This window comes from Lysobacter korlensis, assembly GCF_042434515.1.
In genome coordinates this window covers 111,378-137,150 of sequence record NZ_JBHLTG010000006.1, presented here as the reverse complement: position 1 = coordinate 137,150, position 25,773 = coordinate 111,378, and the positions used below count along the sequence as shown (strand labels likewise).

24 protein-coding genes are annotated in these 25,773 nt (G+C 69.0%); 12 read left to right on the top strand and 12 right to left on the bottom strand.

The genetic code is table 11. From position 1 onward, the window contains the following. Nucleotides 1–184: 184 nt before the first annotated feature. From ACFFGH_RS22865 to ACFFGH_RS22845, 5 genes are all read right to left on the bottom strand, one after another. Nucleotides 185–478, bottom strand: coding sequence for a hypothetical protein (locus tag ACFFGH_RS22865; protein WP_386672654.1), 294 nt, complete (start codon nucleotides 476–478; stop codon nucleotides 185–187). Then, on the bottom strand, nucleotides 471–887 hold the full coding sequence (gene fliS, locus ACFFGH_RS22860; protein ID WP_386672652.1) for a flagellar export chaperone FliS: 417 nt from the start codon (nucleotides 885–887) through the stop codon (nucleotides 471–473). The genes ACFFGH_RS22865 and fliS overlap by 8 nt, the downstream gene beginning before the upstream one ends. Beyond that, nucleotides 884–2,254 carry a flagellar filament capping protein FliD gene (fliD, locus tag ACFFGH_RS22855; protein ID WP_386672650.1) on the bottom strand — a complete coding sequence of 457 codons (1,371 nt, stop codon included), beginning with the start codon at nucleotides 2,252–2,254 and terminating at the stop codon, nucleotides 884–886. Before fliD ends, fliS begins: the two co-directional genes overlap by 4 nt. A gap of 125 nt (nucleotides 2,255–2,379) precedes the next feature. Next, complete coding sequence (locus ACFFGH_RS22850; protein ID WP_386672648.1) at nucleotides 2,380–3,534, bottom strand: flagellin N-terminal helical domain-containing protein; 1,155 nt, start codon at nucleotides 3,532–3,534, stop codon at nucleotides 2,380–2,382. A gap of 109 nt (nucleotides 3,535–3,643) precedes the next feature. After that, nucleotides 3,644–4,459, bottom strand: a complete 816-nt coding sequence (locus tag ACFFGH_RS22845) for a sigma-70 family RNA polymerase sigma factor (protein WP_386672646.1) — start codon at nucleotides 4,457–4,459, stop codon at nucleotides 3,644–3,646. Nucleotides 4,460–4,692: 233 nt separating this feature from the next. On the opposite strand from ACFFGH_RS22845, the gene ACFFGH_RS22840 reads away from it, so the two are divergent. From ACFFGH_RS22840 to ACFFGH_RS22825, 4 genes are read left to right on the top strand one after another with little or no spacing between them, the layout of a single operon-like run. Further along, entirely contained in the window at nucleotides 4,693–5,253 is a 561-nt protein-coding gene (locus ACFFGH_RS22840) for a flagellar protein FlgN (RefSeq protein WP_386672644.1), read from the top strand. A 6-nt stretch (nucleotides 5,254–5,259) separates the two neighbouring features. Beyond that, complete coding sequence (gene flgK / locus ACFFGH_RS22835) at nucleotides 5,260–6,684, top strand: flagellar hook-associated protein FlgK (RefSeq protein WP_386672642.1); 1,425 nt, start codon at nucleotides 5,260–5,262, stop codon at nucleotides 6,682–6,684. Nucleotides 6,685–6,689: 5 nt separating this feature from the next. Further along, nucleotides 6,690–7,574 (top strand): flagellar hook-associated protein FlgL, encoded by an 885-nt coding sequence (flgL, locus tag ACFFGH_RS22830; RefSeq protein ID WP_386672640.1) that lies wholly within the window; start codon nucleotides 6,690–6,692, stop codon nucleotides 7,572–7,574. Then, nucleotides 7,571–7,987: a flagellar assembly protein FliW gene (locus tag ACFFGH_RS22825; protein ID WP_386672638.1), complete on the top strand. Its 417-nt coding sequence runs from the start codon at nucleotides 7,571–7,573 to the stop codon at nucleotides 7,985–7,987. The genes flgL and ACFFGH_RS22825 overlap by 4 nt, the downstream gene beginning before the upstream one ends. A 102-nt stretch (nucleotides 7,988–8,089) precedes the next feature. Here ACFFGH_RS22825 and rpoC read toward each other — a convergent pair whose 3' ends face one another. The 3 genes from rpoC to ACFFGH_RS22810 form a co-directional block, all read right to left on the bottom strand. Then, nucleotides 8,090–12,100, bottom strand: a complete 4,011-nt coding sequence (gene rpoC, locus ACFFGH_RS22820) for a DNA-directed RNA polymerase subunit beta' (protein ID WP_446686167.1) — start codon at nucleotides 12,098–12,100, stop codon at nucleotides 8,090–8,092. Next, nucleotides 12,033–15,515, bottom strand: coding sequence for a DNA-directed RNA polymerase subunit beta (gene rpoB, locus ACFFGH_RS22815; RefSeq protein ID WP_386672634.1), 3,483 nt, complete (start codon nucleotides 15,513–15,515; stop codon nucleotides 12,033–12,035). Before rpoB ends, rpoC begins: the two co-directional genes overlap by 68 nt. A 351-nt stretch (nucleotides 15,516–15,866) precedes the next feature. Then, on the bottom strand, nucleotides 15,867–16,400 hold the full coding sequence (locus ACFFGH_RS22810; protein ID WP_386672632.1) for a septum formation family protein: 534 nt from the start codon (nucleotides 16,398–16,400) through the stop codon (nucleotides 15,867–15,869). 118 nt (nucleotides 16,401–16,518) lie between these two features. On the opposite strand from ACFFGH_RS22810, the gene ACFFGH_RS22805 reads away from it, so the two are divergent. Next, complete coding sequence (locus ACFFGH_RS22805; protein WP_386672630.1) at nucleotides 16,519–17,385, top strand: spermidine synthase; 867 nt, start codon at nucleotides 16,519–16,521, stop codon at nucleotides 17,383–17,385. Nucleotides 17,386–17,456: 71 nt separating this feature from the next. Further along, entirely contained in the window at nucleotides 17,457–18,596 is a 1,140-nt protein-coding gene (locus tag ACFFGH_RS22800; protein WP_386672629.1) for a PQQ-dependent sugar dehydrogenase, read from the top strand. Between the two features lie 78 nt (nucleotides 18,597–18,674). Here the strand turns inward: ACFFGH_RS22800 and ACFFGH_RS22795 are convergent, their stop codons facing one another. Next, nucleotides 18,675–18,959: a hypothetical protein gene (locus ACFFGH_RS22795; protein WP_386672627.1), complete on the bottom strand. Its 285-nt coding sequence runs from the start codon at nucleotides 18,957–18,959 to the stop codon at nucleotides 18,675–18,677. Nucleotides 18,960–19,196: 237 nt separating this feature from the next. Between ACFFGH_RS22795 and ACFFGH_RS22790 the strand changes: the two genes are divergently transcribed. Next, nucleotides 19,197–19,652, top strand: coding sequence for a SprT-like domain-containing protein (locus ACFFGH_RS22790; RefSeq protein WP_386672625.1), 456 nt, complete (start codon nucleotides 19,197–19,199; stop codon nucleotides 19,650–19,652). A 46-nt stretch (nucleotides 19,653–19,698) separates the two neighbouring features. Here ACFFGH_RS22790 and ACFFGH_RS22785 read toward each other — a convergent pair whose 3' ends face one another. Continuing rightward, nucleotides 19,699–20,001: a DUF427 domain-containing protein gene (locus tag ACFFGH_RS22785; RefSeq protein WP_386672623.1), complete on the bottom strand. Its 303-nt coding sequence runs from the start codon at nucleotides 19,999–20,001 to the stop codon at nucleotides 19,699–19,701. A gap of 61 nt (nucleotides 20,002–20,062) precedes the next feature. Beyond that, the gene (locus ACFFGH_RS22780; RefSeq protein WP_386672621.1) at nucleotides 20,063–20,809 is read right to left on the bottom strand and encodes a 2-phosphosulfolactate phosphatase; all 747 of its coding nucleotides are present in this window, start codon (nucleotides 20,807–20,809) and stop codon (nucleotides 20,063–20,065) included. Nucleotides 20,810–20,844: 35 nt separating this feature from the next. Here ACFFGH_RS22780 and ACFFGH_RS22775 point away from each other — a divergent pair, with 35 nt between their 5' ends. From ACFFGH_RS22775 to ACFFGH_RS22760, 4 genes are all read left to right on the top strand, one after another. Beyond that, nucleotides 20,845–21,318, top strand: coding sequence for a hypothetical protein (locus ACFFGH_RS22775; RefSeq protein ID WP_386672619.1), 474 nt, complete (start codon nucleotides 20,845–20,847; stop codon nucleotides 21,316–21,318). A 216-nt stretch (nucleotides 21,319–21,534) separates the two neighbouring features. Continuing rightward, the gene (locus ACFFGH_RS22770) at nucleotides 21,535–23,043 is read left to right on the top strand and encodes a DEAD/DEAH box helicase (RefSeq protein WP_386672617.1); all 1,509 of its coding nucleotides are present in this window, start codon (nucleotides 21,535–21,537) and stop codon (nucleotides 23,041–23,043) included. 110 nt (nucleotides 23,044–23,153) lie between these two features. Further along, entirely contained in the window at nucleotides 23,154–23,639 is a 486-nt protein-coding gene (locus ACFFGH_RS22765; RefSeq protein WP_386672615.1) for a GNAT family N-acetyltransferase, read from the top strand. A gap of 67 nt (nucleotides 23,640–23,706) precedes the next feature. Then, nucleotides 23,707–24,369: a Type 1 glutamine amidotransferase-like domain-containing protein gene (locus ACFFGH_RS22760; protein ID WP_386672613.1), complete on the top strand. Its 663-nt coding sequence runs from the start codon at nucleotides 23,707–23,709 to the stop codon at nucleotides 24,367–24,369. A 39-nt stretch (nucleotides 24,370–24,408) separates the two neighbouring features. On the opposite strand, the gene ACFFGH_RS22755 is transcribed toward ACFFGH_RS22760, so the two are convergent. After that, nucleotides 24,409–24,948, bottom strand: coding sequence for an NUDIX hydrolase family protein (locus ACFFGH_RS22755; protein ID WP_386672611.1), 540 nt, complete (start codon nucleotides 24,946–24,948; stop codon nucleotides 24,409–24,411). Nucleotides 24,949–25,109: 161 nt separating this feature from the next. Here ACFFGH_RS22755 and ACFFGH_RS22750 point away from each other — a divergent pair, with 161 nt between their 5' ends. Beyond that, nucleotides 25,110–25,736 carry an alpha/beta hydrolase gene (locus ACFFGH_RS22750; protein ID WP_386672609.1) on the top strand — a complete coding sequence of 209 codons (627 nt, stop codon included), beginning with the start codon at nucleotides 25,110–25,112 and terminating at the stop codon, nucleotides 25,734–25,736. Nucleotides 25,737–25,773 lie beyond the last annotated feature (37 nt).

The following is a 25,773-nucleotide window of genomic DNA, read 5'->3' as shown; positions in this document are numbered from 1 at the left end:
TGTTCCCAGAAGGTGGGCGAGTCGGCCGATCCGTGGCCTCTGCGTGAGCGATCCCTGCTCGTCGCTAGCTATCGGCCGGCGGAATCGCGCTGTTAGGAGGATTCGGTGTGAACTCTCAGCCGGCGGACCCCCACTTCGGGTGACACGCCTCCCCCGGGCGCCTCCGAACGCGCTGCACTCCGCCTCAGCCGGTGACGTCGAGGTAGGCGGACGGCGCGTGCGAACGCCCGCCTGGGACCGCCTGGACGGCGGCGAGATGCCGGCTCACCGTGACCCGCGCCTCGCGGAGCTCCCCGATCGCGGCGGCCTGGCGGGCGGCGAGCCGCAGAGCTCGGTCGCGGTACTCCCCCGGCAACGGCCCCAGCCCGGCCGGCGGCGTCCACGGCGAGGTGTCGTCGTCCGCGGCCTCTGCCGCGATGACACTGCGCTCGAGCTCGGCCAGCGCCGCATCCCAGGCGGCGAGCCGGGAGTCAGGCAACGTGGTCGGCAGCCGCGGGTGCGCCTGCGAGGGTCGCCGCCGCCTCATCCCACGCGATCTTCAGCGGTTCGAGGAGCGCGAGCGCCTCACGCGTCGGCTCGATGTCGCGCTTCACATTGGCGTCGACGAGCAGTCGCGTCGCGTACGTGTAGATGCCGAGCAGCTGCGTGCCGCCTTCCCACACGTCGGGCCGCAGCGCCGAGCTGAGCTCGGCGACGATCGCCTGAGCGTGCACGAGCTCGCTGGAGGCGTGGACCCAGTCCTGCTCCAGCTGCGCAGCCTCCGCGCGGCGGAGGTCGAGCACCAGCCGGCCGTACAGCATCGTGACGAGCTGGCCTGGTGTCGCGGACAGGATCGAGTCGCTCTGGTAGCGGGCGAGCGCCGCCTTCGCCTGAGGGGTTTGGATCATGAGCTTGCTCCAGATGAGGTGGGAAGTGAGCCGAGCTGGCCGGCGAGCCAGGTGGACTGTGAGTTGAGCTTGCCCAGCTGCACCTCCATCGCCGCGTAGGTGCGCTCGAGCACCGCGCGCCGGGATTCGAGTCGGCGGTCCCACGACTCGACCTGCGTGCTGAGGCTTCGGAGCACCGACTCCTGGCCGGTGATCCGCGAGGTGAGGGTGCCCTCGAACTTGTCGGAGACGACCTTCGACGCGTCCTGCAGACGGCCGGAGATCGCGTCGACCGCGGCGGCGGTGCGCGCCGGGTCCGCTTCGAGCGCCTTCGCGAACTTCTCCGCGTCGAATTCGATGTTCCCGGTCTTCGTCAGCACGATCCCGTACTCGGACGGCGACCTGCCGTCGACCGGAGCACTCGCTGCGGTGCGAAGCCGGGCAGCGACGTCGCGGACGGTGGAGTCACCGGTGAAGACGCCCCCGCGGGCGCTCGACTGCCCATCGCTTCCCGTGGAGGTGGTGACGGTGCTGTGCACCTGGATCAGCGCGAGCGCCTCGGCGATCGAGCTCACGAGGGACTTGACGACGGCAGCCGCCTTGTCGGCGTCCCGGGCGACGGTCACCGTGACCGGGTCAGTCTCCGACTTGGCGACCGTGATGTCGACGCCCGGCAGCACGCCTTCGAAGCGGTTGCTCGCCGAGCTGATCTCCTGCTGCGCGGCGGTGCCTGCCCAGAGCAGGATCTTCGCGTCCTTGGCCTGCTGCACTACGGTCGCGCCCTCGTCCTCGAGGTCGATCGCGCTGGCGCCCGAGCCGCGACGCACGGAGAACGCGTTCTCGGCGCCGGTCTCCGAGGCGGTGAACTGAAGTCGGTAGAGAGGGTTCCCGCCGGCATCGGTGCCCGCCGCCACACGCGAGACGGTCACTCCGGCATCGGCCGCACCGACGGCGGCGGCAACGTCGGTGAGCGACGTCGACTTGGCGGTGACGGTCGTCGTCACACCGCCCTTCACGAATGTCAGCACCGGCGGGTCGTCGGGCCACGCGCCCATCGGCGCACTGACGATCCGATGGGCCGCCGCGGTGGAGCCGACCGTGAACTGCAGGTCGCCGGGCGTCGCGGCGCTGCCGGCCGTCACCGTGACGCTGGCCGCGCTGCTGGTGGTCTTGAACGTCTGAAGCGCGTCGGGCTTGCCGGTCGCCTGGGCGACGGTGCCGACCTTCGCGACGGCCGTGTTGAGCTTCTGGAAGGCACTGATCAGCGACTGGGTGGAGGTGACCTTCTTCTTGAGGGCGGCCTGCGGCAGCGCCTCCGCCTGCATCAGGGCGTTGATCAGCGAGGTCGTGTCGAGCCCGCTGACGAGGCCGTCGATTCCGAGTGCCATTCTCGCTCTCCGTCCTGTTCTCTAGCGGGCTGGGTTGTGGGACTCAAGGGAATCGCCCGGCGGCGTCGGGTGACGGTTCAGGATCACCTGGACGCCGCCGGGCGACATCACTTCACTGCTCGGGACTAGCCGCGGAGCAGCTGCAGCACGCCCTGGTTCGACGTGTTCGCCTGCGCGAGCATCGCCGTGCCGGCCTGCGACAGGATCTGAGCGCGGGTGAAGTTGACCATCTCCTGCGCCATGTCGGTGTCGCGGATGCGGGACTCGGCAGCGGACAGGTTCTCCGCAGACACGTTGAGCGAGTTGATCGTCGACTCGAACCGGTTCTGGATAGCACCGAGGTTCGCGCGAGCGGTCGAGATGCTCTGGATCTGCGTGTCGATCGCGGTGATCGACGCCTGAGCGGCGGCCGCGCTGTCGAACCCGAGCGTGACGGCGCCGGCGCTGACGGTCACCGTGTCGGCGTAGGTGCCGGCAGCGGAGACGTCGGAGTTCACCGTGATCGCGTCGGTCGCGGTGGTGCGCGAGGTGATCACGATGTCGTCGTTCGCATCGAGTGCCGCGGTGAAGTTCTGCGCGAAGCCCTTGTCGTCGTTCAGGTGCTTCACCATCGCCGCGTTGTCGGCGACTGCAGCAGCCGGAGCTGCCACGGTCACGACGGTGCCGCCCTGGGTGATCTCGAAGCCGGCCGCGAGGTCGAAGTCGGCGTCGGTGGTGTCCAGCGTGGCGGTCTCGACGGCGGTGCTGCCGAACCCGAGCGCGGTCACGACGGCGGTGATGTCAGCCTGCGCGAGGTCGACCGAGATCTGGCTGCTGGCGTCGCCGTTCGCACCGATCTGGAAGTTCAGCGTCGGAACCGACCCGTCCAGCAGCTGGATGCCGTTGAAGTTGGTCGCCTGCGAGATGCGGTCGAGCTCCTCGACCAGACCCTTCGCCTCGTTGCCGATGGCGGCACGCGCCTCATCGGAGTTCGAGTCGTTACCGGCCTGGACGGCGAGGTCACGCACACGCTGAAGGATCGAGTGAACCTCGGTCAGCGTTCCTTCCGCGGTCTGGATCACGCTGATGCCGTCCTGCGCGTTGCGGGATGCAACGTTCAGGCCGTTGATCTGCGAGCGCAGACCCTCGGAGATGGCGAGACCCGCGGCGTCGTCCGCAGCACGGTTGATGCGGAGACCGCTCGAGAGCTTCTCGAGCGACTTCGACATGTCGTTCTGCGTGTTGCTCAGGTTGCGGTACGAGTTGAGCGCCGCGATGTTGGTGTTGATCTGCATACCCATGATGTTTCCTCCATGACTGGGTGGTGGTGCGCCGGCCCATCCATGGTCCGACGCTTCGAGCTATCGGCTCGGCTGTCGAGTCCGTTAGCAAGTTCGCGAAAAAAGTGGCTCAGGAGGCGACGGCCTCTGCGGCCTCGTCGGGCATCCGCTGCGCGATGCCGAGCTCGGCGTACTGCGCGAGGCGCGCGAGGTAGGCGTTCCGGCGGGACGGGGCGACGCGGGAGACGAGCTCCGGCTCCTCGTCCGGCTCGTCGGCGAAATGCGTGGAGAGCCCATCACGGAGCAGGCGGACTGCCTCGGAGCGCTGCTGCGACACGGCGGAGTGCGTGGCGCCGAGCTCTTCGGCGAGCTCCTTCACCGTGCGGTCTTCGAAGTAGATCTGCTCGACGATGTAGCGCATCTTCTCGGGCAGCGCCTCGATGGCCGCGCGCAGGAAGGCGCCGCGCTCGGATGCGACGACGGCATCCTCCGGTCCGGTGATCTCCGCCGCGATGCTGTCGCCCACGGTGTCGTCAAGGCTCGAGACGCTCCGCGCCGCGTCGGTGAGCGCCTCGGCGGCCTCCTGGCGGTCGACTCCCAGAGCGGTGGCGATCTCGTCGACCGACGGTGTGCGGCCGAGTGCCGCCATGAGCGTCTCCTGCACGGCGAGGGTCTCCCGGATGCGCTTGCGAGCCGATCGCGTCGCCCAGTCCTGCGACCGCATCTCGTCGGCGAACGCGCCGACGATGCGGCGGCGGGCGAAGGCGCCGAACGGAACGCCCAGGCTCTCGTCGAAGGAGCCCGCCGCGTTCACGAGGGCGAGCGCCCCGGCGCTCGCGAGGTCGTCTCGGGACAGGTGCGTCGCCCGTGCACACAGCTCGGTCACCAGGTAGCCGACGAGCGGCAGATTCTCGACCACGAGCCGATTCCGCGCAGAACGGTCCACCGTTGTTCCCCCCAAGAGATCCCCCACGAAACGCTTCCCCGGCGAAAGTTGTGGAGGGGCGTGCCCCCCAGCTTCGCCGGTTTCAGTGTTCCTTCTCAGGAATCTATGCGGCCAGCCCCCATACGGGGTCGTACGACACGCGTCGGTTTGCGCGACCTATAGTTGGCGACAGCGCAGACGTTTCCCAGGGAACTGCCTAACGCGATCCGGGTATCGGCCGAAAGTAGCGGCTGATGAACACCATGACCGCGAGCAGGGACAGCCGGCACCTCTCCCCCAGTTCCCGCCAGGCCGAAGGGCGGAGCGACATGGGACCGCAGGGACTCTCCGCCATTCTGTGGCGCGAACGGGAACTGCTCGAAATGCTGCTGTTCAAGCTGGAGGAGGAGCAGCTGCTGCTCACGTCCGGCACCACTCGCTGGTTGCCGTTCGCGACCCGCGAGGTCGAGCAGGTTCTCGAGCGCCTCCGGCAGACCGGCCTGGAGCGCGCGGTCGCCGTCTCCGCGCTCGCCGTGGCCTGGGGCACGAGCGAGGACGCCACGCTGCGCGAGATCATCGCGAGTGCGCCGAGCGAGTCATGGCGCGACGTCTTCACGTCGCACCTCAAGGAGCTGACCGACATCACCGGCAAGATCGCCGAGGTGCGCGACTCGAACCTCCGCTACCTCCGCAGCGTCGCCCGGTCGACTTCGGAGACCCTCACGAACCTCTACCCCTCCCCCTCGACGTACGACTCGCAGGGCGGATCGACCGCTTCCCCCAGGCAGTCGCATCTGTTCGACAGCGACATCTGAGGACCGATGAGCACCTTCGGAGGACTGAACACCGCGTACTCCGGCCTCACGGCCGCGCGACGTGGCATGGAGGTCGTCGGCCAGAACATCACCAACGCGACGACCGCCGGGTACACGAGGCAGCGGATCGAGACCTCCGCCGTGGCGGCTCCGGGAAGCGTCTCGATGTTCCGCACCGGCGTGGAGCCGGGTGCCGGAGTCAGCGTCGATGCGATCAACAGGCTCAGCAACGAGATGCTGAACGGCCGGGTCCGCACCACCGCCGCGGAGACCGGTTACTGGGGCGTCCGCTCCACGGTGCTGGGCCGACTCGAGACGGCGCTCCGCGAGCCGAGCGATGCGGGGCTCTCCTCGACGCTGCAGGACTTCTGGGCCGGCTGGCAGGATGTCTCGAACCGGCCGGGCGACTTCGCCGCAGGCGGCGTGCTGCTGGAGCGCAGCTCGCTGCTCGCCTCCCACATCGCGCAGGGCTACGCCGACGCGACGGCCGAGTGGAGCGGCATGCGCAGCCAGACCCAGGCCATCGCGGCGGATGTCAACTCGCTGGCGACGGACGTCGCCGAGCTGAACGCGCAGATCCGGCAGGCCCTCGCCTCCGGCTCGTCGGCGAACGAGCTCCTCGACCAGCGCGACCTCAAGGCCACCCAGCTTGCTGCGCTCACCGGCGCGGCCGTCCGCCCCCGCGACGACGGCACCGTCGACATCGTGCTCGGCGGCGACGCTCTGGTCTCGAGCGGCCGCGCACGCGAGGTGGTGATCACCGGCGCGCTCCGCCTCGAAGACGCCGGCGGCGCACCCGTCCAGCTGGAATGGGCCGACCGGCCGGGCGTCGCCGTGACCGTTGACGGCGGCGAGCTGCTCGGCGCGCTCTCCGTGCTCGCCCCGGCGGACGGCACCGGCAAGGGCGGCGCCATCGCCGAGGCCGCTGCGGCGTACAACGCCCTCGCCACTTCCCTGCACGACCAGGTCAACGCCGTCCACACCACGGGTGTCACGGGGGGCGGTGTCGCCGGCGGCGACTTCTTCGAGCTCGCGGCCGGCGTTCCCGCCGCCCTCGGGCTCCGGGTGGTGCCCACCGATGCGACGCAGATCGCGGCCGGTGGCACCGCCGCCGGCGAGGGCAAGGGCAGCACCGCCGACAAGATCTCGCAGCTCGGCACGAAGGACGGCGGCCCGGACGACGTGTGGAGCTCCTACGTCGTCCGCATCGGCGTCGAGTCCCGGGCCACCGGGCAGCAGCTGGAGCTCGCCGACCGTGCGGCCCGCGCCGCCTCGACCCAGCAGCTCGCACAGTCCTCCGTCGACCTCGACGAGGAGACGACGCTCCTCTTGACGTATCAGCACGCCTATCAGGGCGCCGCCCGGGTGATGACCGCGATCGATGAGATGCTCGACACCCTCATCAACCGCACCGGCGTGGTGGGAAGGTAGCCAGAATGATCAGCCGCGTGACGAACTCGATGCTGCTTGCATCGGCGCAGCGAAACCTCCAGTCCTCGATGTCGCAGCTGGGCCGGCTTCAGGACCAGGCCTCCAGCCAGAAGCGGCTCACGAAGCCGTCCGACGATCCGCAGGGTGTGTCGGAGGCGATGCAGGTGCGCGGGCAGCAGCGCGCCGCCGAGCAGTACGCCCGCAACATCGCGGACGGTGAAGGATGGCTCACGACGATCGACGCCGCGCTGAAGACGTCGACGTCGATCCTGCAGAAGGCCCGCGACCTCGTCGTGCAGGGCAACAACAGCGGAAGCCTCTCCCAGCCCGCACGTGAGGCGATTGCGCTGGAGCTCGAGAGCCTCCGCGACGAGCTGCTCAAGCAGGCGAACACCGAGTACCTCGGGCAGCCGGTGTTCGCCGGCAACTCCACCGACTCGGTCGCGTTCGACGCCACGTACACCCACACCGGCGTCGACGGCAGCAAGGTCGACCGCCGGGTGGGCACCGCGTCCACGATCCAGGTGGACGCCGATGGCGCCAAGATCTTCGGCGAGGGAGCGGACTCCGTGTTCGCGCTCATCACCGACGCCGTGGCGGGCCTCCGCGCCGGGAACAACCTCGGACCCCAGCTCAGCGAGCTCGACACCCGGATCACGACGGTGCTCGGCGAGCACGCTCTGGTAGGTTCGCGCTATACGCAGCTCGAACGAGTGAGGAGCGTCACGATGGACCAGTCCCTGTCTCTCGAGAGCCAGCTCGCGGGGATCGAGGACGTGGACCTCGGCCGCGTCATCATCGACCTGAAGTCGCAGGAGATCGCGTACCAGACTGCCCTCGCGGTGACCTCACGCGCCCTGCAGCCGACCCTGATGTCGTTCCTGGCATGATCGCCGCACCTTCCCGGGCCCCCTCGACAGGCTCAGCACGGCGGCTGCATTTCGAGGTGCCGCCTCCCGGTCTGTCGCCGCTGCGCGACTTCACCCTCGACGCGATCGAGGGTGCTCCCGGGCTCTTCGCGATGCGCGCGGACCCGGAGGTCGGCCTGCGGCTCTTCCTGATCGAGCCGGACCAGTATCTGCCGGGCTACGCTCCCGAGTTCACGGAGGAGCAGGTGGCGCCGGTCGGCGGGCCCGACTCGGCATCCGTCTTCGTCGTCGCGACGCTCGACGAGGGCGAGCCCGTCGTGAACCTGCTCGCCCCCATCCTGGTGAACTCCGACGACGGCCGCGCCGCCCAGGTGATCCTCGACTCCAGCGACTGGCCGCTGCGCGCGAAGCTCTCCGACATCGCTCACGCCTGACGCACCACCGCGCAACAGGTTCCCGTTCCGGCGAACGTGCGTGACGCCCAACGAGAAAGGCCCCCGCCGGAGCGGGGGCCTTTCGTCGTACCGGAGCACCTGCTAGCTGTAGGTGCCCGGGCGGTAGTCGTCGCTGGAGAAGCTGTCGAAGTCGACGAAGCTCAGGTCCGACTCGGTGAACATCGAGTCGTCGGCGAAGATGCGGTTGGGGTACCGCTCGGCCTTCGCCTCCTCCGTGGCCTCGACCTTGACGTCGCGGTACTTCGCGAGTCCGGTTCCGGCCGGGATGAGCTTTCCGATGATGACGTTCTCCTTGAGGCCCATCAGCGGGTCGGACTTGCCCTCCATCGCCGCCTGCGTGAGCACGCGGGTGGTCTCCTGGAAGGACGCGGCCGACAGCCACGACTCGGTCGCGAGCGACGCCTTGGTGATGCCCATGACCTCCTGGCGGGCGGATGCGGTCCGCTTGCCCTCGGTCAGGGTCGACCGGTTGATCTCGTTGTACTTCGACCGGTCGACGAGCTCACCCGGCAGCAGGTCCGTGTCGCCGTGGTCCACCACGGTGACCTTGCGGAGCATCTGCCGGACGATGACCTCGATGTGCTTGTCGTGGATGGGCACACCCTGCGAGCGGTACACGCCCTGCACGCCGTCCACCAGGTGCAGCTGCACGGCACGGACACCCTTGACGCGCAGCACCTCCTTCGGGTCGACGTTGCCGACGTGCAGCTGCTGCCCGAGCTCGACGTGCTGGCCGTCCTCGACGAGGAGGGTGGCACGCTTCAGCACCGGGTAGACGTGCGGCTCGTCGCCGTTGTCCGGGGTCAGGATGAGGCGACGCTGCTTGTCGGTCTCCTCGATCGTGATCCGGCCGGCCGCCTCCGCGATCGGGCTGGCGCCCTTCGGGGTGCGGGCCTCGAACAGCTCCGTCACGCGAGGAAGACCCTGCGTGATGTCATCCGCCGACGCGACACCACCGGTGTGGAAGGTGCGCATCGTCAGCTGCGTGCCCGGCTCACCGATCGACTGGGCGGCGATGATGCCGACCGCCTCGCCGATGTCGACGAGGTTTCCGGTTGCGAGGGAACGGCCGTAGCAGTGCGCGCAGACACCGACCGCCGACTCACAGGTGAGCACGGAGCGCACCTTGATCGTCTCGATGCCGCCGGCGACGAGCTTGTCGATGAGCACGTCACCGACGTCGTCGTTCCGGCTCGCCAGCACGGTCCCCTGAGCGTCGACGACGTCCTCGGCGAGGGTGCGGGCGTAGACCGCGTTCTCGACGTTGGCGTCGCGGACCAGGGTGCCGGAGGCGTCGACGGCGGCGATGGTGAGGTCGAGACCGCGCGAGGTGCCGCAGTCGTCCTCGCGGATGATCACATCCTGCGAGACGTCCACGAGACGACGGGTGAGGTACCCGGAGTCCGCGGTGCGCAGCGCCGTGTCGGCCAGACCCTTGCGGGCACCGTGCGTCGAGATGAAGTACTCGGCGACGGTCAGGCCCTCACGGTAGGAGTGCACGATCGGACGCGGGATGATCTCACCCTTCGGGTTCGACACGAGTCCGCGCATACCGGCGATCTGCCGCACCTGCATCCAGTTGCCACGAGCACCGGACGACACCATGCGGTTGATGTTGTTGTCCGTGGACAGGTTCTTCTGCATGGCGTCGGCGACCTCGGCGGTGGCCTTGTTCCAGATCTCGATGAGCTCCTGACGACGCTCGGCGTCGGTGGTGAGACCCTTCTCGAACTGACCCTGGACCTTCGCGGCCTGCTTCTCGTAGCCCGACAGAATCTCACCCTTGTTCGGCGGGGTCACGATGTCGGACAGCGACACCGTCACACCGGACCGGGTGGCCCAGTAGAAGCCGGCGTCCTTGACGCGGTCGAGCGTGGCTGCGACCTCCACCTTCGGGTAGCGCTCCGCGAGGTCGTTGACGATCGCGGAGATCCGGCCCTTGTCGGCCAGCACCTCCTGGTAGGGGTAGTCCGACGGCAGCGCCTCGTTGAAGAGGGCGCGGCCGAGGGTGGTCTCCATCAGACGCGATCCGCCCTGGGTGAAGCCCTCGGGCACCTCCTCCTCGCCGAAGTAGACGCCGTTCAGGCGGATCTTGACCTTGGCGTTCAGGTCCAGGCTGCCCTGGTCCTTCGCCATGATCGCCTCGCTGACGGACGAGAACACGCGGCCCTCACCGGTCGCACCCTCCTTGAGGGTGGTCAGGTGGTGCAGGCCGATGATCATGTCCTGCGAGGGCAGGGTCACCGGGCGGCCGTCGGACGGCTTCAGGATGTTGTTCGACGCGAGCATCAGGATGCGCGCCTCGGCCTGGGCCTCGACGGACAGCGGAAGGTGCACGGCCATCTGGTCACCGTCGAAGTCCGCGTTGAACGCGGCGCAGACGAGCGGGTGCAGCTGGATGGCCTTGCCCTCAACGAGCTGCGGTTCGAACGCCTGGATGCCGAGACGGTGCAGGGTGGGTGCGCGGTTCAGCAGCACGGGGCGCTCGCGGATGATCTCCTCGAGCACGTCCCACACCTGCGGACGGCTGCGCTCGACCATGCGCTTGGCGCTCTTGATGTTCTGCGCGTGGCTGAGGTCGATGAGGCGCTTGATCACGAACGGCTTGAACAGCTCCAGCGCCATCTGCTTCGGCAGACCGCACTGGTGCAGCTTCAGCTGCGGACCGACGACGATGACCGAACGGCCGGAGTAGTCGACGCGCTTTCCGAGCAGGTTCTGGCGGAACCGGCCCTGCTTGCCCTTCAGCATGTCGCTGAGGCTCTTCAGGGCGCGGTTGCCGGTGCCGGTGACCGGGCGGCCGCGGCGGCCGTTGTCGAACAGGGCGTCGACGGCCTCCTGCAGCATCCGCTTCTCGTTGTTCACGATGATCTCGGGGGCACCGAGGTCGAGCAGACGACGAAGACGGTTGTTGCGGTTGATGACGCGGCGGTACAGGTCGTTCAGGTCGCTGGTCGCGAAGCGGCCACCGTCGAGCTGCACCATCGGGCGCAGCTCCGGCGGGATCACGGGGACGACCTCGAGCACCATCGCGGCCGGGGTGGAGCCGGTCTGCAGGAACGAGTTCACGACCCGGAGACGCTTGATGGCGCGGATCTTCTTCTGGCCCTTGCCCTCGGCGATCTGCAGGTGCAGTGCCTCGCTCTCCGCGGCCAGGTCGAAGGCCAGGAGGCGCTTCTGGATGGCCTCGGCGCCCATGTAGGCCTCGAAGTACATGCCGAAGCGGTCCTGCAGCTCATGGAAGACGCTGTCCTCGGGCTTCAGGTCGCCGACCTTCAGGTTGCGGAAGTCGTCCCACACGCGCTCGAGGTGGGCGATCTGCTCGTCGTACGACTTGCGGGTCTGCCCCATCTCCTTCTCGGCGGCGTCCTTGGTCTTGCGCTTCTGGTCCGCCTTCGCGCCCTCCTCCTCCAGGGAGGCGAGGTCGGTCTCCAGCTGCTGCAGACGCTCGGCGACCTGCGCGTCGCGCTGCTGCTCGAGCTGCTTGATCTCCAGGCGCACCTCGTTCTCGAGACCCGGCAGGTCGTCGTGACGGGCGTCCTCGTCGACCGAGATCACCATGTAGGCGGCGAAGTAGATGACCTTCTCCAGGTCCTTCGGCGCCATGTCGAGCAGGTAGCCGAGACGGCTCGGAACACCCTTGAAGTACCAGATGTGCGTGACCGGTGCGGCGAGCTCGATGTGGCCCATGCGCTCGCGCCGCACGGAGGACTTGGTGACCTCCACGCCACAGCGCTCACACACGATTCCCTTGAATCGGACCCGCTTGTACTTGCCGCAGGCACACTCCCAGTCACGGCTCGGCCCGAAAATCTGCTCTCCGAAGAGACCGTCCTTCTCGGGCTTCAGCGTGCGGTAGTTGATCGTCTCCGGCTTCTTGACCTCACCGTGCGACCAGCGACGGATGTCGTCAGCGGTCGCCAGGCCGATCTTCAGCTGGTCGAATGTCGTTGCGTCGAGCAATGTTCTTCTCTCTGAGCTTCGTATATCTAAAGAACTGTTCGGATTACCCAGTGGGTGCGGATCAGATGTCGTCGATGCTCGACGACTCGAAGCGCGTGGAGATGTTGATGCCCAGCTCCTCAGCGGCACGGAAGACCTCGTCGTCCGTGTCGCGGAGGCTGACCGCCTGGCCGTCCGCCGAGAGGACCTCGACGTTCAGGCACAGCGACTGCATCTCCTTGATGAGCACCTTGAAGCTCTCGGGAATACCGGGCTCCTGGATGTTCTCGCCCTTGACGATCGCCTCGTAGACCTTCACGCGGCCGAGGATGTCGTCGGACTTGATCGTGAGCAGCTCCTGGAGGGCATAGGCGGCGCCGTATGCCTCGAGCGCCCACACCTCCATCTCACCGAACCGCTGACCGCCGAACTGCGCCTTACCACCGAGCGGCTGCTGGGTGATCATCGAGTACGGACCGGTCGAGCGGGCGTGGATCTTGTCGTCCACCAGGTGGTGCAACTTCAGGATGTACATGTAGCCGACCGACACCGGGTCCGGGAACGGCTCACCGGAGCGGCCGTCGAACAGCCGCGTCTTGCCGGTCGAGTCGATGAGACGCACGCCGTCGCGGTTCGGGAGCGTCGAGTCGAGCAGACCCGAGATCTCCTCCTCGAGCGCACCGTCGAACACCGGGGTCGCGAGCTTCGTGCCGGGAGCGGCCTCGAAGGCGTCCTGTGGAAGGGTCTTCGCCCACGCAGGCGCCCCGTCGACCTTCCAGCCCTGCTTGGCGACCCATCCGAGGTGGGTCTCCAGCACCTGGCCGAAGTTCATGCGGCCGGGGATGCCGAGCGGGTTGAGGATGACGTCCACCGGGGTCCCGTCCTCAAGGAACGGCATGTCCTCGACGGGGAGAATCTTCGCGATGACGCCCTTGTTGCCGTGACGACCGGCGAGCTTGTCGCCCTCGGTGATCTTGCGCTTCTGGGCGATGAACACCACGACGCGCTGGTTCACACCGGAGCCGAGCTCGTCGTCGCCGTCCTGCGCGTCGAAGACCTTGACACCGATGATGGTGCCCTCTTCACCGTGCGGAACCTTCAGCGACGTGTCGCGCACCTCGCGGCTCTTCTCGTTGAAGATCGCCCGCAGCAGGCGCTCCTCGGCCGACAGCTCGGTCTCGCCCTTCGGGGTGACCTTGCCGACCAGGATGTCGCCGGGGCGGACCTCGGCGCCGATGCGGATGATGCCGCGCTCGTCGAGGTCGGCGAGCAGCTCCGGGCTGACGTTCGGGAGATCACGGGTGATCTCCTCCTTGCCGAGCTTCGTGTCGCGGGCGTCGACCTCGTACTCCTCGATGTGGATCGAGGAGAGCACGTCATCCTTCACCAGGTTCTGGCTGAGGATGATCGCGTCTTCGAAGTTGTGACCCTCCCACGGCATGAACGCGACGAGCAGGTTCTTGCCGAGCGCGAGCTCGCCGTTCTCGGTGGCGGGTCCGTCGGCGAGAACCTGGCCGACCTCGACGCGCTCACCGGCGTGAACGATGACGCGGTGGTTGTAGCTGGTGCCCTGGTTGGAGCGGTCGAACTTGCGGAGGTAGTACTCCTGCGTGCCGCCCTCGTCGAGCATCACGTGGACGACGTCGGCGGAGACCTCGGAGACCACACCCGCCGCCGTGGCGGTGATCACGTCACCGGCGTCGATCGCCGCGTAGCCCTCCATGCCGGTGCCGACCACGGGGCTCTCGCTCCGCAGCAGCGGCACGGCCTGGCGCTGCATGTTCGCACCCATGAGGGCGCGGTTCGCGTCGTCGTGCTCGAGGAACGGGATCAGCGAGGTCGCGACCGACACCATCTGGCGCGGGGAGACGTCCATGTAGTGCACGCGCTCGGCGTCGACGAGCTCCACCTCGCCGCCCTTGGGGCGGACGAGCACCTTGGGCTCCGCGAAGCGGAAGTCCTTGGTGAGTGGTGCGTTCGCCTGTGCGACGAGGTACTCGTCCTCCTCGCTGGCGGTGAGGTAGTCGATCTGGTCGGTGACCTTGCCGTCGACGACCTTGCGGTACGGGGTCTCGATGAAGCCGAACGAGTTGATCCGGGCGAACGACGCGAGTGAGCCGATGAGGCCGATGTTCGGGCCTTCCGGGGTCTCGATCGGGCACATGCGGCCGTAGTGGCTGGGGTGCACGTCGCGGACCTCGACGCCGGCGCGCTCACGGGAGAGACCGCCGGGGCCGAGCGCCGAAAGGCGGCGCTTGTGGGTCAGACCCGCGAGCGGGTTGTTCTGGTCCATGAACTGCGACAGCTGGCTGGTCCCGAAGAACTCCTTGATCGCGGCGACGACGGGGCGCACGTTGATCAGGGTCTGCGGGGTGATCGCCTCGATGTCCTGCGTGGTCATCCGCTCGCGCACGACGCGCTCCATGCGGGAGAGTCCGGTGCGAACCTGGTTCTGGATGAGCTCGCCGACCGCGCGGATGCGGCGGTTGCCGAAGTGGTCGATGTCGTCCACGTCGAGACGGATCTCGACCGGCTTGCCGTCGCGGACACCGTTCAGGGTCTTCTGACCGGCGTGCAGTGCCACCAAGTACTTGATCGTCGCGAGGATGTCCTGGGTGCTGAGCACCGAGTCCTTGATGTCCGCGTCGATGCCGAGCTTGCGGTTGACCTTGTAGCGGCCGACCTTCGCGAGGTCGTAGCGCTTGGGGTTGAAGTAGAAGTTGTCGAGGAGCGCGCGCGCGGCCTCCGCGGCGACCTGCTCGCCCGGGCGGAGCTTGCGGTAGATGTCCTTGAGCGCCTCCTCCTTGGTGAGGATGGCGTCCTTCTCGAGGGTCGCCTCGATCGACGCGAAGCCCTGGAACTCCGAGAGGATCTCCTCGCTGGTGAGGCCGAGGGCCTTCAGGAAGACCGTGACGGACTGCTTGCGCTTCCGGTCGATGCGGACGCCGACCTGGTCGCGCTTGTCGATCTCGAACTCGAGCCACGCGCCGCGGCTCGGGATGATGCGGGCGGAGTAGATGTCCTTGTCGGAGGTCTTCTCCTGCGCGGCCTCGAAGTAGACGCCGGGGCTGCGGACGAGCTGGGACACCACGACACGCTCGGTGCCGTTGATGATGAAGGTGCCCTTCTCGGTCATCAGCGGGAAGTCGCCCATGAAGACGGTCTGCGTCTTGATCTCACCGGTCATGTGGTTCATGAACTCGGCGTTGACGTAGAGCGGTGCCGCGTAGGTCTTGCCACGCTCCTTGCACTCGTCGATGGAGTACTTGGGCTCCTCGAGCTCGGGGCTCGTGAACGAGAGCTGCATGGTCTCGCCCAGGTCCTCGATGGGGCTGATCTCCTCGAAGATCTCCTCGAGGCCGGTCTTGACCGTGCCGGCGGTCGCGGCCTCGGCGAGCCGGGCCTTCCACGCCTCGTTGCCGACGAGCCAGTCGAAGCTCTCGGTCTGCAATGCGAGCAGATCCGGAACCGTCAGGGTGTCTGTGATTTTTGCGAACGAGAGCCGCTTTGCTTCGCGGCCGTTCTTGGGGGACTTGTTGGTGGATGCGTTGGGCGCAGCAGCCAAGGAAACAACCTCCGAAAGGCCCGGTGGGGCCAAGGATTCAAGGATTGGTAAGAGTTACCCACCAGAATCTCTGTCGAGATCTGCCCCGCCGCTATTCTCGGGGCGCGCCAACCGTCCTCTATATGACGGGAAGGGAGTCTGGGAGCGCAAAGGTCAATCATAGTCAAATCTGCGGCACTATGTCCACCGCTTCCTTGACCTGAGTTTGGTTCTCCGGTATAAACCGGCGGTTCCCCCGCTCCATTCCCTGCCCGGCTTCTTACGTCATGGCTGAAGCCCAGCCCTCCCGGCCGGGGAAACGACTCCCGCCCGGAGTTCGCATCTCCCGCCGTGACCGCGCTCGAGTGCCGGTCAGCGGGCGGCGCCCTTCAGCGATTCGGAGACCTGACCGGCCGGGTCGCCGACGAGGCAGGACACCAGCCGGTCGTCCGCCTCGTTCCAGCTCTCCTCGGTCGGGCGGTAGAAGGTGTAGTCGAGGGCCGACTGCTCGTACGACAACCCGACGAACTCCCCGAACTCGGCGAGGCAGCCCTCGGTGGCGAGGGTGTCCGCCTGCTCGTCCCCCGGGTATTCCTCTCCGTCGATCGTGAACTCCGCGTAGACCTCCAGATCGTGCGGCTCGCTGCATGGGACGACGGGCACAGCGGAGACCTCCTCCGCCTCTGCCGAGACATCCTGGGTGACGCAGTCACCCACCTCGATGCTGAAGACGTCGTTCTCACCGCCCTCGACGACCCGTCCGCTCTCGTCGCGGACCGCCTCCGGCTCCGCCCTGAGAAGGTCTTGGAGCGCGGAGCAGCCGGAGAGCGTGACGCCCGCCAGGAGCAGGGCGCTCACCGCGACTGCGGTCCTCGTGATGGTGCGGATGTTCCGGCTGCTGTTCATGCTGCTCCCGATCCCGCTCATATTGTGTCGCTCGAGCAGGGTCCGGCGCACCTCGGTCCGGCGTGGCAGAGCGAGATCGCCCGGCTCCACGCCGGCGCGCGCATGGGAGGATCGGAGGGTGTCCGAGCCGGTGTCGATCGAGCTGAACCTCAGCGGCCTCCGCGCGGTTCTCGAAGAAGATCGCTGGTACCCGGGCAGCTACCGGCTCATCGTCGACGGCACGCCGCAGTCGCACGTGCATCCGGAGGAGCCCACCGAGCTGTACTTCGAATACGTGCGACGCATCGGGCACGTGATCGACCAGCTGCGGCCGGCGGGTGAGCCGATCACCGCGGTGCACTTCGGGGCGGGTGCGTTCACCCTCCCCCGCTACATCGAGGCCACCCGCCCGGGCAGCCGGCAGCAGGTGGTGGAGCTGGAACGTGACCTCGTCGACTTCGTGCGCGAACACCTGCCGCTGCCGAAGGACGCCTCGATCCGCATCCGCTACGGCGACGCGCGTGAGGTCGCGGGACGGCTTCCGGCTGGACTGCTGGGCAGCGCGGACCTCGTGGTGGTCGACATCTTCAGCGGCGCCCGGACGCCCGGGCACGTGACGAGCATCGAGTTCTACACCGAGGTCATCCGGCTGCTGAAGCCCGATGGGCTGGTCGCGGTGAATGTCGCGGACGGGCCGGGGATGTCCTTCGCCCGAAGCCAAGCCGCGACCCTCGAGTTCGCACTGCCGCATGTGGCGGTCCTGGCGGAGGCGCAGGTGCTGAAGGGACGCCGCTACGGCAACTTCGTGGTCATCGCGTCACCGAGCGAGCTTCCGCTCGAGTGGATGCCGCGCCTGCTCGCCGCGGGTCCGCACCCCTCACGGATCGTGTTCGGGCGTGAGCTGCGGGACTGGATCGCCGGGGCACCGGTCGTCACCGACGCCACCGCCGTCCCGTCACCGCCTCCCGGCCGCACCATCTTCCAGGTGGGTCGCGGCAAGGCCTGAGGCGCTGTCCGCCGAGCCGGTTTCCCGGCGACCGCTGGAACCGGTGGGGGTTTGTCGTGTTTGCTGGGCCCATGAGACTCGGTCGGCGGGCGCTGCTGGCAGGGGCGGCCGTCGTCGCGCTGGCCGCATCCGGATGCACCGGGTCCGCCGAGCCGGCACCGTCCGCGACCCGCACCGCCGGCCCGTCGCCCACCGACACGCAGACGCCCACACCGGCGGAGGAGCCGAACCCCGGCGTGGAGCCGACCGGGAACGTGGACGTGCTGGCCGAGGGGCTCTCGATCCCCTGGTCGGTGATCCCGCTGGACGACGGCGGCGCTCTGATCAGCGAGCGCAACAGCGCCCGGGTGGTCGAGCTGACTGCCGACGGCGAGGTGCGGGAAGCGGGACGCGTTCCCGGCGTCGCACCGGGCGGCGAGGGCGGCCTGCTCGGCATCGCCCTGCTCGGCGAACCCGGTGACGCCGACGCCTGGCTCTACGCGTACTTCACGAGCGGCCCCGACAACCGGGTGGTGCGGATGCCGCTCACCGGCGATCCAGGATCGTTGGGCCTCGGCGAGCCGGAAGAGCTGCTCACCGGCCTCGCGGCGGCAGGGACGCACAACGGCGGACGGATCAAGTTCGGCCCGGATGGGATGCTGTACGTCACGGTCGGCGACGCGCAGCTGCGGGACCTGGCGCAGGACCCCGAGGCGCTCGCGGGCAAGATCCTCCGCATCACGCCGGAGGGGGACGTTCCCGCGGACAACCCGTTCGTCGGCTCCCCGGTGTGGTCATACGGGCATCGCAACCCGCAGGGGATCGCGTGGGACGACGCCGGCCGGCTCTGGGCGACCGAGTTCGGCCAGAACACCTGGGACGAGCTGAACCTCATCGAGCCGGGGCAGAACTACGGCTGGCCGGTGGTCGAGGGCCGCGGCGGCGGCGGCGAGTTCGTCGACCCCGTGTTCCAGTGGTCGCCGGATGAGGCGAGCCCCAGCGGCCTGGCGTGGAGCGAGGGCACCCTGTTCGTGGCGTCGCTGCGCGGGCAGCGCATCTGGACCATCGACTCGGCAGACGGGGACCCGCAGGCGGACGAGTGGTTCGTCGGGGAGTACGGCCGCATCCGCGACGTCGTGATCGCGCCCGACGGCTCGCTCTGGTTCCTCACCAACGACACCGGCAACGACCGCCTGCTCCGGGTCGCCCTCGTTCCGCGGGACGGGAGCTGACCCGGGCCCGATCCGGTCGGCTCGCTGAGTGCGACGCGACCGGATCGGGGCACCGGAGCCCCTACCCCTCCGGATCGATCATCCCTGCGGGTTGATCGCGAACTGGATCGAGCCGTCCTCGCCCACCTGGGCGTCGAGCTCGCGGTCGTCCAGCGCCGCCGCCGCGACCGGCTCGAGGAACACCCGGGCGCCATCACGCTCCACAACGGCGTCGGCGGGCTCCGGGCCTCCGGCGAGGGCGACCTCGAACGTCGCCGCATCCGAGTCGGTCCCGTGGATGCGCAGCCCGCCGGTGTCGGTGCCGGTGTTCTGCGTCACGATGGTCTTCACGACGGTGCTGGCGGTTTCGGTCAGAGTGAGCACGTTGCGTCCTTTCGTCGGGAAGCGGCCACGATTCCGGGTGACAGGCGGGGACTGCAAGCCGATCCGCCGGAAGAGCCGGGACTCCCACCGGATTCAGCGGTGTCGCACCCCGGCTTCACAGGCTTGCCGGGAACACCCGCGGAGGCGCCTCGTCGCTCACAGCAGCCTTCCGGGGACACTTCAGCACTTGCGTGCGGGATCCCGGGCCGCGACGGCCGGTCGGGTTAATCTCGACGCGTGGCAGATCTGGATCGCGTTCGGAAGTGGGCGGAAGCGCTCATCCGGGTGCATCTGGACCCGAACGAATGGTCGTTCGGCTTCGACTCGGCGAAGACCCGAGCCGGTCTGTGCAACTTCAGCCGCAAGCGGATCACCGTCTCCCGGCATCTGGCACAGCGGTTCGATGACGACGACATCCACCAGGTGCTGCTGCATGAGGTGGCGCACGCGCTGGCCGGCCCGCGTGCGGGCCATGGACCGGTCTGGCGCAAGGTCGCGAAGGACCTCGGCTACATCGGCAAGCGCACTCACGACGGGCCGACCGCCGTCGAGCTGGCCCCGTGGGTCGGCACCTGCCCGCGCGGGCACACGCACTACCGCTACCGGCAGCCCGCGCGGCCGCTCGCGTGCGGAACGTGCGCTCCCCGGTTCGACGCGGCGAATCGGATCACCTGGGTGAAGCGCGCCGCGTAGTCCGATCGGCCGCTGAGCCATTCGGCCGGCTCACGGACCGCGATGGTCAGTCGGTGACCCGGACTTCCTTCCAGAAGGCCACGTAGTTGCTGAAGTCCTTGCCGACGCGGGTCACAGCGCCCGGGAGGATCTCCGGGTACGTCCACGCGCGGTCCTGCAGAACGACCTCGCCATCCTGAACGCTGAAGTACTGGCAGTCGCCCTTCCACGGGCAGGTGTACGGGGTCGGGCTCGTCTGGAGCAGCTCGGCCTTCACGCTCTCCGGCGGGAAGTACCAGTTGCCCTCGATCTTGATGAGGTCCTCGGTGGGGGCCTCGGCCAGCACGGTTCCGTTCAGCACTGCCTTCATGGGGTGGTTCTCCTCGCTTGGTGAACGTGCGCCCGGTCGGGGGCGCACAGGGAGGGGAACGCTACGGCCGGAACCTCCATTCCCGGAGCACCGGAACCTGGGAGGAGACGTCCAGCTCGGTCGCGAGCGCGACGTCGTCGGCGCATCCCGCCTCGACGAGTTCCCGCCCGCTGCCGGATGCCTTCAGCAGATGCCGGACGGCCTGCTTCATCCCGGCGAATGCGGCACCGGCGGCCGCCGCCTCCGGTGAGCAGTGGTCGAGGCCGACGTCGATGAGCGACTCGATGACCGCCCCCGCGCCGAGCAGGTCCTCGACCGCGAAGCGCGGAGCCCCGTCCGGCCAGCGCTCGCCAGCGGCGACGACCGCGACCCGGAACCGCCCGCCCTTGTCGGCCTGCCGCTCGAGCACCCACTCCGCGATGGCGCGGCGGTTGCGGAGCGAGGCGACGACGACCTCCGCACGCCCGCCCGCCAGCTCGAAGCACAGCCGAGACCCGTTCGGTGACGGCAGCACGATGCGCTTGCCCGCGTGCTCGCCGGTGAACCCCGCCGCCGACAGGCTCGGTTCGTCGCGTGAGTGGAGCTGTGGTGCGAGCACCGCGTCGCGCGACGCCGCATACCCGGCCGCATCATCGCCGGAGTACGGGAACACCTCGACGCCCGCGGCGAGCGCACAGTCCACCGCCGTGCCGAATGACAGCACGTCCACCACCACGACGACATCCACCCCGTCGGTGATGGCGGCGGCGCCCTGGGCCTCCCAGTCGAAGCGGACCTGGTACGCGCTCTGAGTGAATGCGGATTCCACGCTCCGACAGTAGCCGAGCGGTGCAGACTGGCCTGATGCACCTGGGACTGCGAAAGACGGTGGACTGCTCCCCCGACGACCTCTGGGACGCGATCCGGTCCCCGGAGGGACTCGTCCGGGTGTCGGCGCCGCTGGTGCGGGTGACGCCGGACGGCGACCGCCCGTTCCCGGCTCGCTGGCCGGAGGGCGACTTCTCGGTGCGGATGAGCGCCCTCGGCGTGCTGCCCATGGGCGTCAGCCTCATCCGCATCTCCTACGCGGAACGGGACGACGGTGTGCGCGTGATGACGGATGCCGGTGGGCCGAGGACCGGTCCGCTCGCGCTGTTCGTCCGCGGGTGGCGGCACCGTCTCGCGGTGTCGGCGGCGCCCGGCGGCCGCGCGCTGTACCGCGACCGGCTGGAGCTGAAGGGACCGCTCGCGGCGCTGGCGTGGCCGGCGCTGTGGGCGTTCTGGCAGTGGCGCGGGTGGCGCCTGAACGGGGTCAGTCGGCGGTTCGGGCCGAAATGATAGAGTTGAGCCACTTGCAGCGCGTTGACGCGCTTCTCGCGTCGTAGAACGCTTCCCTCGCCGCAGATCTTCGAAGGCCCAGTCTCGAAGGCTCCGCCCGGCTGACATTCTTCTCACGGCGAACGGATGTGCCGATCGGCACCTTCGCCATGGCTCCCGGAATCCGGTGCACCGCCCTGCGGTCCCGGAAGAGCCCGATGCCCGAAAGGCACCACTTTGAGTACTCCCACTTTCAGCACGCTCGGCGTGCCCGCCCCGATCGTCGCCGCGCTCGCCGCGGACGGCAAGACCGAGGCGTTTCCCATCCAGGTCGACACGCTGCCCGACACCCTCGGCGGGCGCGACGTGCTCGGCCGCGGCAAGACCGGCTCCGGCAAGACCCTCGCCTTCGCGATCCCGATGGTCGCCCGGCTCGGCGGCAAGCTGGCCGGCGGCAACCGCCGCGCCGGTCGTCCGCTCGGGCTCGTGCTCGCCCCGACCCGCGAGCTCGCCACCCAGATCGCCGCGGTGATCGAGCCGCTCGCCGCCGCGTACGGCATGAAGATCACCACGATCTTCGGCGGGATCAGCCAGAACCGTCAGGTCGCCGACCTGAAGGCCGGCGTCGACATCGTCGTGGCCTGCCCCGGCCGCCTCGAGGACCTCATGAACCAGCGCTTCGTGACGCTCGACGCGGTGGAGATCACCGTGCTCGACGAGGCGGACCACATGGCCGATCTCGGCTTCCTGCCCGTCGTCACCCGCATCATGGACAAGACCCCGGCCGGCGGGCAGCGTCTGCTGTTCAGCGCCACGCTGGACAACGGCGTGGACAAGCTGGTGAAGAAGTACCTCAAGAACGAGGTGCTGCACTCGGTCGACGAGGCCACCAGCCACGTCGCCGCCATGACCCACCACGTGCTGCACGTCTCCGACGTGGAGGCGAAGAAGGCGCTCGTGACCAAGCTCGCCTCGGGCACCGGCCGCCGCATCCTCTTCATGCGCACCAAGCACCACGCCAAGAAGCTCGCGAAGCAGCTGACCGATTCGGGCATCCCGTCGGTCGACCTGCACGGCAACCTGTCGCAGCCGCAGCGCGACCGGAACCTCGCGGCCTTCGCGGCCGGTGAGGCGAAGGTGCTCGTCGCGACCGACGTCGCCGCCCGCGGCGTGCACGTCGACAACGTCGAGCTCGTCATCCACGTCGACCCGCCGGCCGAGCACAAGGCGTACCTCCACCGTTCCGGCCGCACCGCGCGTGCCGGCAGCGAGGGCGACGTCGTCACCATCGTGCTGCCTGCGCAGGAGAAGGACACCGCGGCGCTGCTGCGGAAGGCCGCCATCACGGTGACCCCGCAGCGGGTCACCGCGGATTCGGATGCCGTGGCGAAGCTCGTCGGCACCGTCGCGGAGTACGTGAAGCCGTCGCCGCGCGCTGCGGTTGCCGGCAACGGGAGCCGCCCGCAGGGCGGCGGCGGACGCTCGCAGGGTGCCAACGCTCAGCGCAAGCGCGCCGTCCGCGAGGGGGCTGTCGCGAACTCCGGACAGCGATCGGCCGCGCCCCGCCGTGACCGCTCCGGCCGCCCGGCGGTCTCGAACGCGGCACCGGTCAGCGCGCCGGCCGCCGAGCCTCGTGCGAAGCGCGGGCCGCGTCGCGCGTCATCCGAGCAGGGTGCGAGCCGTGGCCTCCGGGTGGGCGACGTCGTGCGCTCGAACAGCACCGGCGGACAGCGCCGCGGTCGCTGACCGCGGCACATTCCGCAGCACCACAGCAACAGCACGAGCGAAGGGCCGTCTCCCCAGGGAGGCGGCCCTTCGTCGTCCGCCACTCGAGCGTGGGCACGTAGCGTGGAGTGATGGAGTTGACGGTGCGGAGCGCGACAGCCGACGACGCGCGTGCGATCGGCGCCGTGCACATGCAGTGCTGGCGAGAGGCGTACTCGCACCTGCTTTCCGTCGGGTTCTTCGACCGGCGAACGCCCGAACAGGCCGCCGAGCGCTGGACGCACGCGCTTGCCACACTCCCGGACGGCCAGTCCGTGCACGTGGCAACGGCCGACGGCCGGATCGTCGGCTTCTCCAGCTCGGGCAAGTCGCGAGATGAGCCGCCGGTGCGGGAGCTGGAGCTCTGGTCGCTCTACCTCCTCGCCGAGCACCATGGCTTCGGTCTCGGCCAGCGGCTGCTCGACGCTGCGCTCGGCGATGCGCCCGCGTCGCTGTGGATGGCGAAGCGCAATCCCCGCGCGCACGCCTTCTACCGCCGCAACGGCTTCGTCCCGGACGGCCTGGAGCGGAGCTACGAATCGTGGGAGAACCTCGAGGAGATCCGCCTGGTCCGCTGAACTACGCTGAATCCCGCACCGCAGCGTCGGTTCCGCACACGCACCATCCGCCGCAACCGGAGGCCTCTTGAAGCTCCTGCTCACCTCAGGCGGCGTCACGAACCGGAGCATCCGCGCCGCGCTCGTGGAGCTCCTCGGCAAGCCCATCGCCGAGTGCCGCGCCCTCTGCGTCCCGACAGCACAGTGGGGGCACCCGATGTGCGGCCCCGAATCGGTGCGCGGTTTCCTCGCCGCGGGGCCCGACGCGCAGCACTTCTCGGGTCTCGGCTGGGCATCGCTCGGCGTGCTCGAGCTCACGGCACTCCCCACCATCGGAGCGGAGCGTTGGGTTCCGTGGGTCCGGGAGGCGGACGTGCTGCTCGTCGACGGCGGCGACGCGACCTACCTCTGCCATTGGATGCGGGAGTCCGGGCTGGCCGAGCTGCTGCCGACGCTGCCCGAACTGGTCTGGGTGGGCGTGAGCGCCGGAAGCATGGTCATGACTCCGCGCATCGGCGAGTACTTCGTCGAGTGGCCGTCGGCGCCCGACGACCGCACCCTCGGAGTCGTCGACTTCTCGATCTTCCCGCACCTGAACGCGTTCCCGACGAACACCATGGCGCACGCCGAGCGGTGGGCCGCGGGCATCGGGGTCCCCGCCTATGCCATCGACGAGCAGACCGCCATCACGGTCGTCGACGATTCCGTCGAGGTCATCTCCGAAGGGGAATGGACCCGGTTCGAGCGCTGATCGTTCCCGTTCCCGGAACAGGACGGAGGAGTTGTCGGGTCAGAGGACGCCCACCGAAGCGAGCGCCGCGCGCAGGAGCGAGCCGCGGCCGCCCTCCATCTCGGCGAAGACGCCGTCGGAGGCCGCCTCCTCCGGCGTCATCCAGGTGAGCTCGAGGGCGTCCTGACGCGGGTCGCAGGTTCCGGTCACCGGCACCACATAGGCGAGCGCGACGGAGTGCTGCCGGTCGTCGGTGTAGCGCGTGATGCCGGGGAACGGGAAGTACTCTGCCACCGAGAACGGCACCGGCGACGCGGGCAGCTGCGGGAACGCCATAGGCCCGAGGTCCTTCTCCAGGTGGCGGAACAGGGCATCGCGCAGCGTCTCGCCGTACATCACGCGGCCGGAGACGAGCGTCCTGGTCATCGAACCGGCGGAGTTCACCCGCAGCAGGACACCGACCTCGGTGACCATGCCGAGCCCGTCCACCCGCACCGGCACCGCCTCCACGTAGAGCAGCGGGAGCCGCCGGCGGGCGTCCGCGAGCTCCTCCTCCGACAGCCAGCCGGAGTTCGGGTCGGGGGTGCCTACGGAGCTCATGCTCCATTCTTACCCGGCGCATGCACGGAACGAGAACTGCGGGCGGCGCAGCTCCCCAGCAAGCGCCCCGGAATCAGGGGATACCGTGAGGGAACGTCGGGTTGTGCCCCACGCCGGATCCCAGGCGGCAGCCCCGGCTCAGCATCCGGATTGGAGGCGGCATGGTGAGGATCGACCCGTCCGCGGTGCTGTGGTCGGCGCCGGAACGACAGCGGTCGGAGCGGCCGCTGCTGCTCCTGCTGCACGGCTTCGGGTCGCACGAGGGCGACCTGTTCGGCTTCGCGCCGTACCTGCCGCTCTCCCCCGTGCTCGCCTCCGTGCGCGCACCGCTGCCGGAGGGACCGGGCTTCGCCTGGTTCCCGCTGTCGGGGCAGGTCACCCTCGATGAGCTGTCCGACTCGGTGGATGCGGCGACGGATGCGCTGATCGAGTGGATCCGGTCCACGGGCGCCTCCACAGTCGGCGTGCTCGGCTTCTCGCAGGGCGGCGCGATGGGCCTGCAGCTGATGCGATCCGCGCCGGACCTCGTCGAGTTCGTCGTCTCGATCGCGGGCTTCGTGCTGCCAGGCGATCGGCCCGGCGACCGGCAGCTTCGTGAGCTGCGGCCCCCGGTGTTCTGGGGACGCGGCACGCTGGACTCCGTCATCCCGCGCGACGCGGTGGCGTACACCCAGTCCTGGCTGCCGGAGCACTCCTCGCTCGACGAGCGGATCTACGAGGGGCTCGCCCACGCCGTGTCGGAGGCTGAGCTGCGCGACGTCGTCGCCTTCCTGCACGAGCAGTACTGACCGGACGCCAGCCCGTGGGTGGGCCGTGATGTCAGCG

Bases quoted from the DNA above. Each gene is read 5' to 3' on its own strand.
- fliS (WP_386672652.1), bottom strand. From the start codon at position 887: ATGATCCAAACCCCTCAGGCGAAGGCGGCGCTCGCCCGCTACCAGAGC.
- fliD (WP_386672650.1), bottom strand. From the start codon at position 2,254: ATGGCACTCGGAATCGACGGCCTCGTCAGCGGGCTCGACACGACCTCG.
- ACFFGH_RS22850 (WP_386672648.1), bottom strand. From the start codon at position 3,534: ATGGGTATGCAGATCAACACCAACATCGCGGCGCTCAACTCGTACCGC.
- ACFFGH_RS22840 (WP_386672644.1), top strand. From the start codon at position 4,693: ATGAACACCATGACCGCGAGCAGGGACAGCCGGCACCTCTCCCCCAGT.
- flgK (WP_386672642.1), top strand. From the start codon at position 5,260: ATGAGCACCTTCGGAGGACTGAACACCGCGTACTCCGGCCTCACGGCC.
- flgL (WP_386672640.1), top strand. From the start codon at position 6,690: ATGATCAGCCGCGTGACGAACTCGATGCTGCTTGCATCGGCGCAGCGA.
- ACFFGH_RS22825 (WP_386672638.1), top strand. From the start codon at position 7,571: ATGATCGCCGCACCTTCCCGGGCCCCCTCGACAGGCTCAGCACGGCGG.
- ACFFGH_RS22810 (WP_386672632.1), bottom strand. From the start codon at position 16,400: ATGAACAGCAGCCGGAACATCCGCACCATCACGAGGACCGCAGTCGCG.
- ACFFGH_RS22800 (WP_386672629.1), top strand. From the start codon at position 17,457: ATGAGACTCGGTCGGCGGGCGCTGCTGGCAGGGGCGGCCGTCGTCGCG.
- ACFFGH_RS22785 (WP_386672623.1), bottom strand. From the start codon at position 20,001: ATGAAGGCAGTGCTGAACGGAACCGTGCTGGCCGAGGCCCCCACCGAG.
- ACFFGH_RS22775 (WP_386672619.1), top strand. From the start codon at position 20,845: ATGCACCTGGGACTGCGAAAGACGGTGGACTGCTCCCCCGACGACCTC.
- ACFFGH_RS22765 (WP_386672615.1), top strand. From the start codon at position 23,154: ATGGAGTTGACGGTGCGGAGCGCGACAGCCGACGACGCGCGTGCGATC.
- ACFFGH_RS22755 (WP_386672611.1), bottom strand. From the start codon at position 24,948: ATGAGCTCCGTAGGCACCCCCGACCCGAACTCCGGCTGGCTGTCGGAG.
- ACFFGH_RS22750 (WP_386672609.1), top strand. From the start codon at position 25,110: ATGGTGAGGATCGACCCGTCCGCGGTGCTGTGGTCGGCGCCGGAACGA.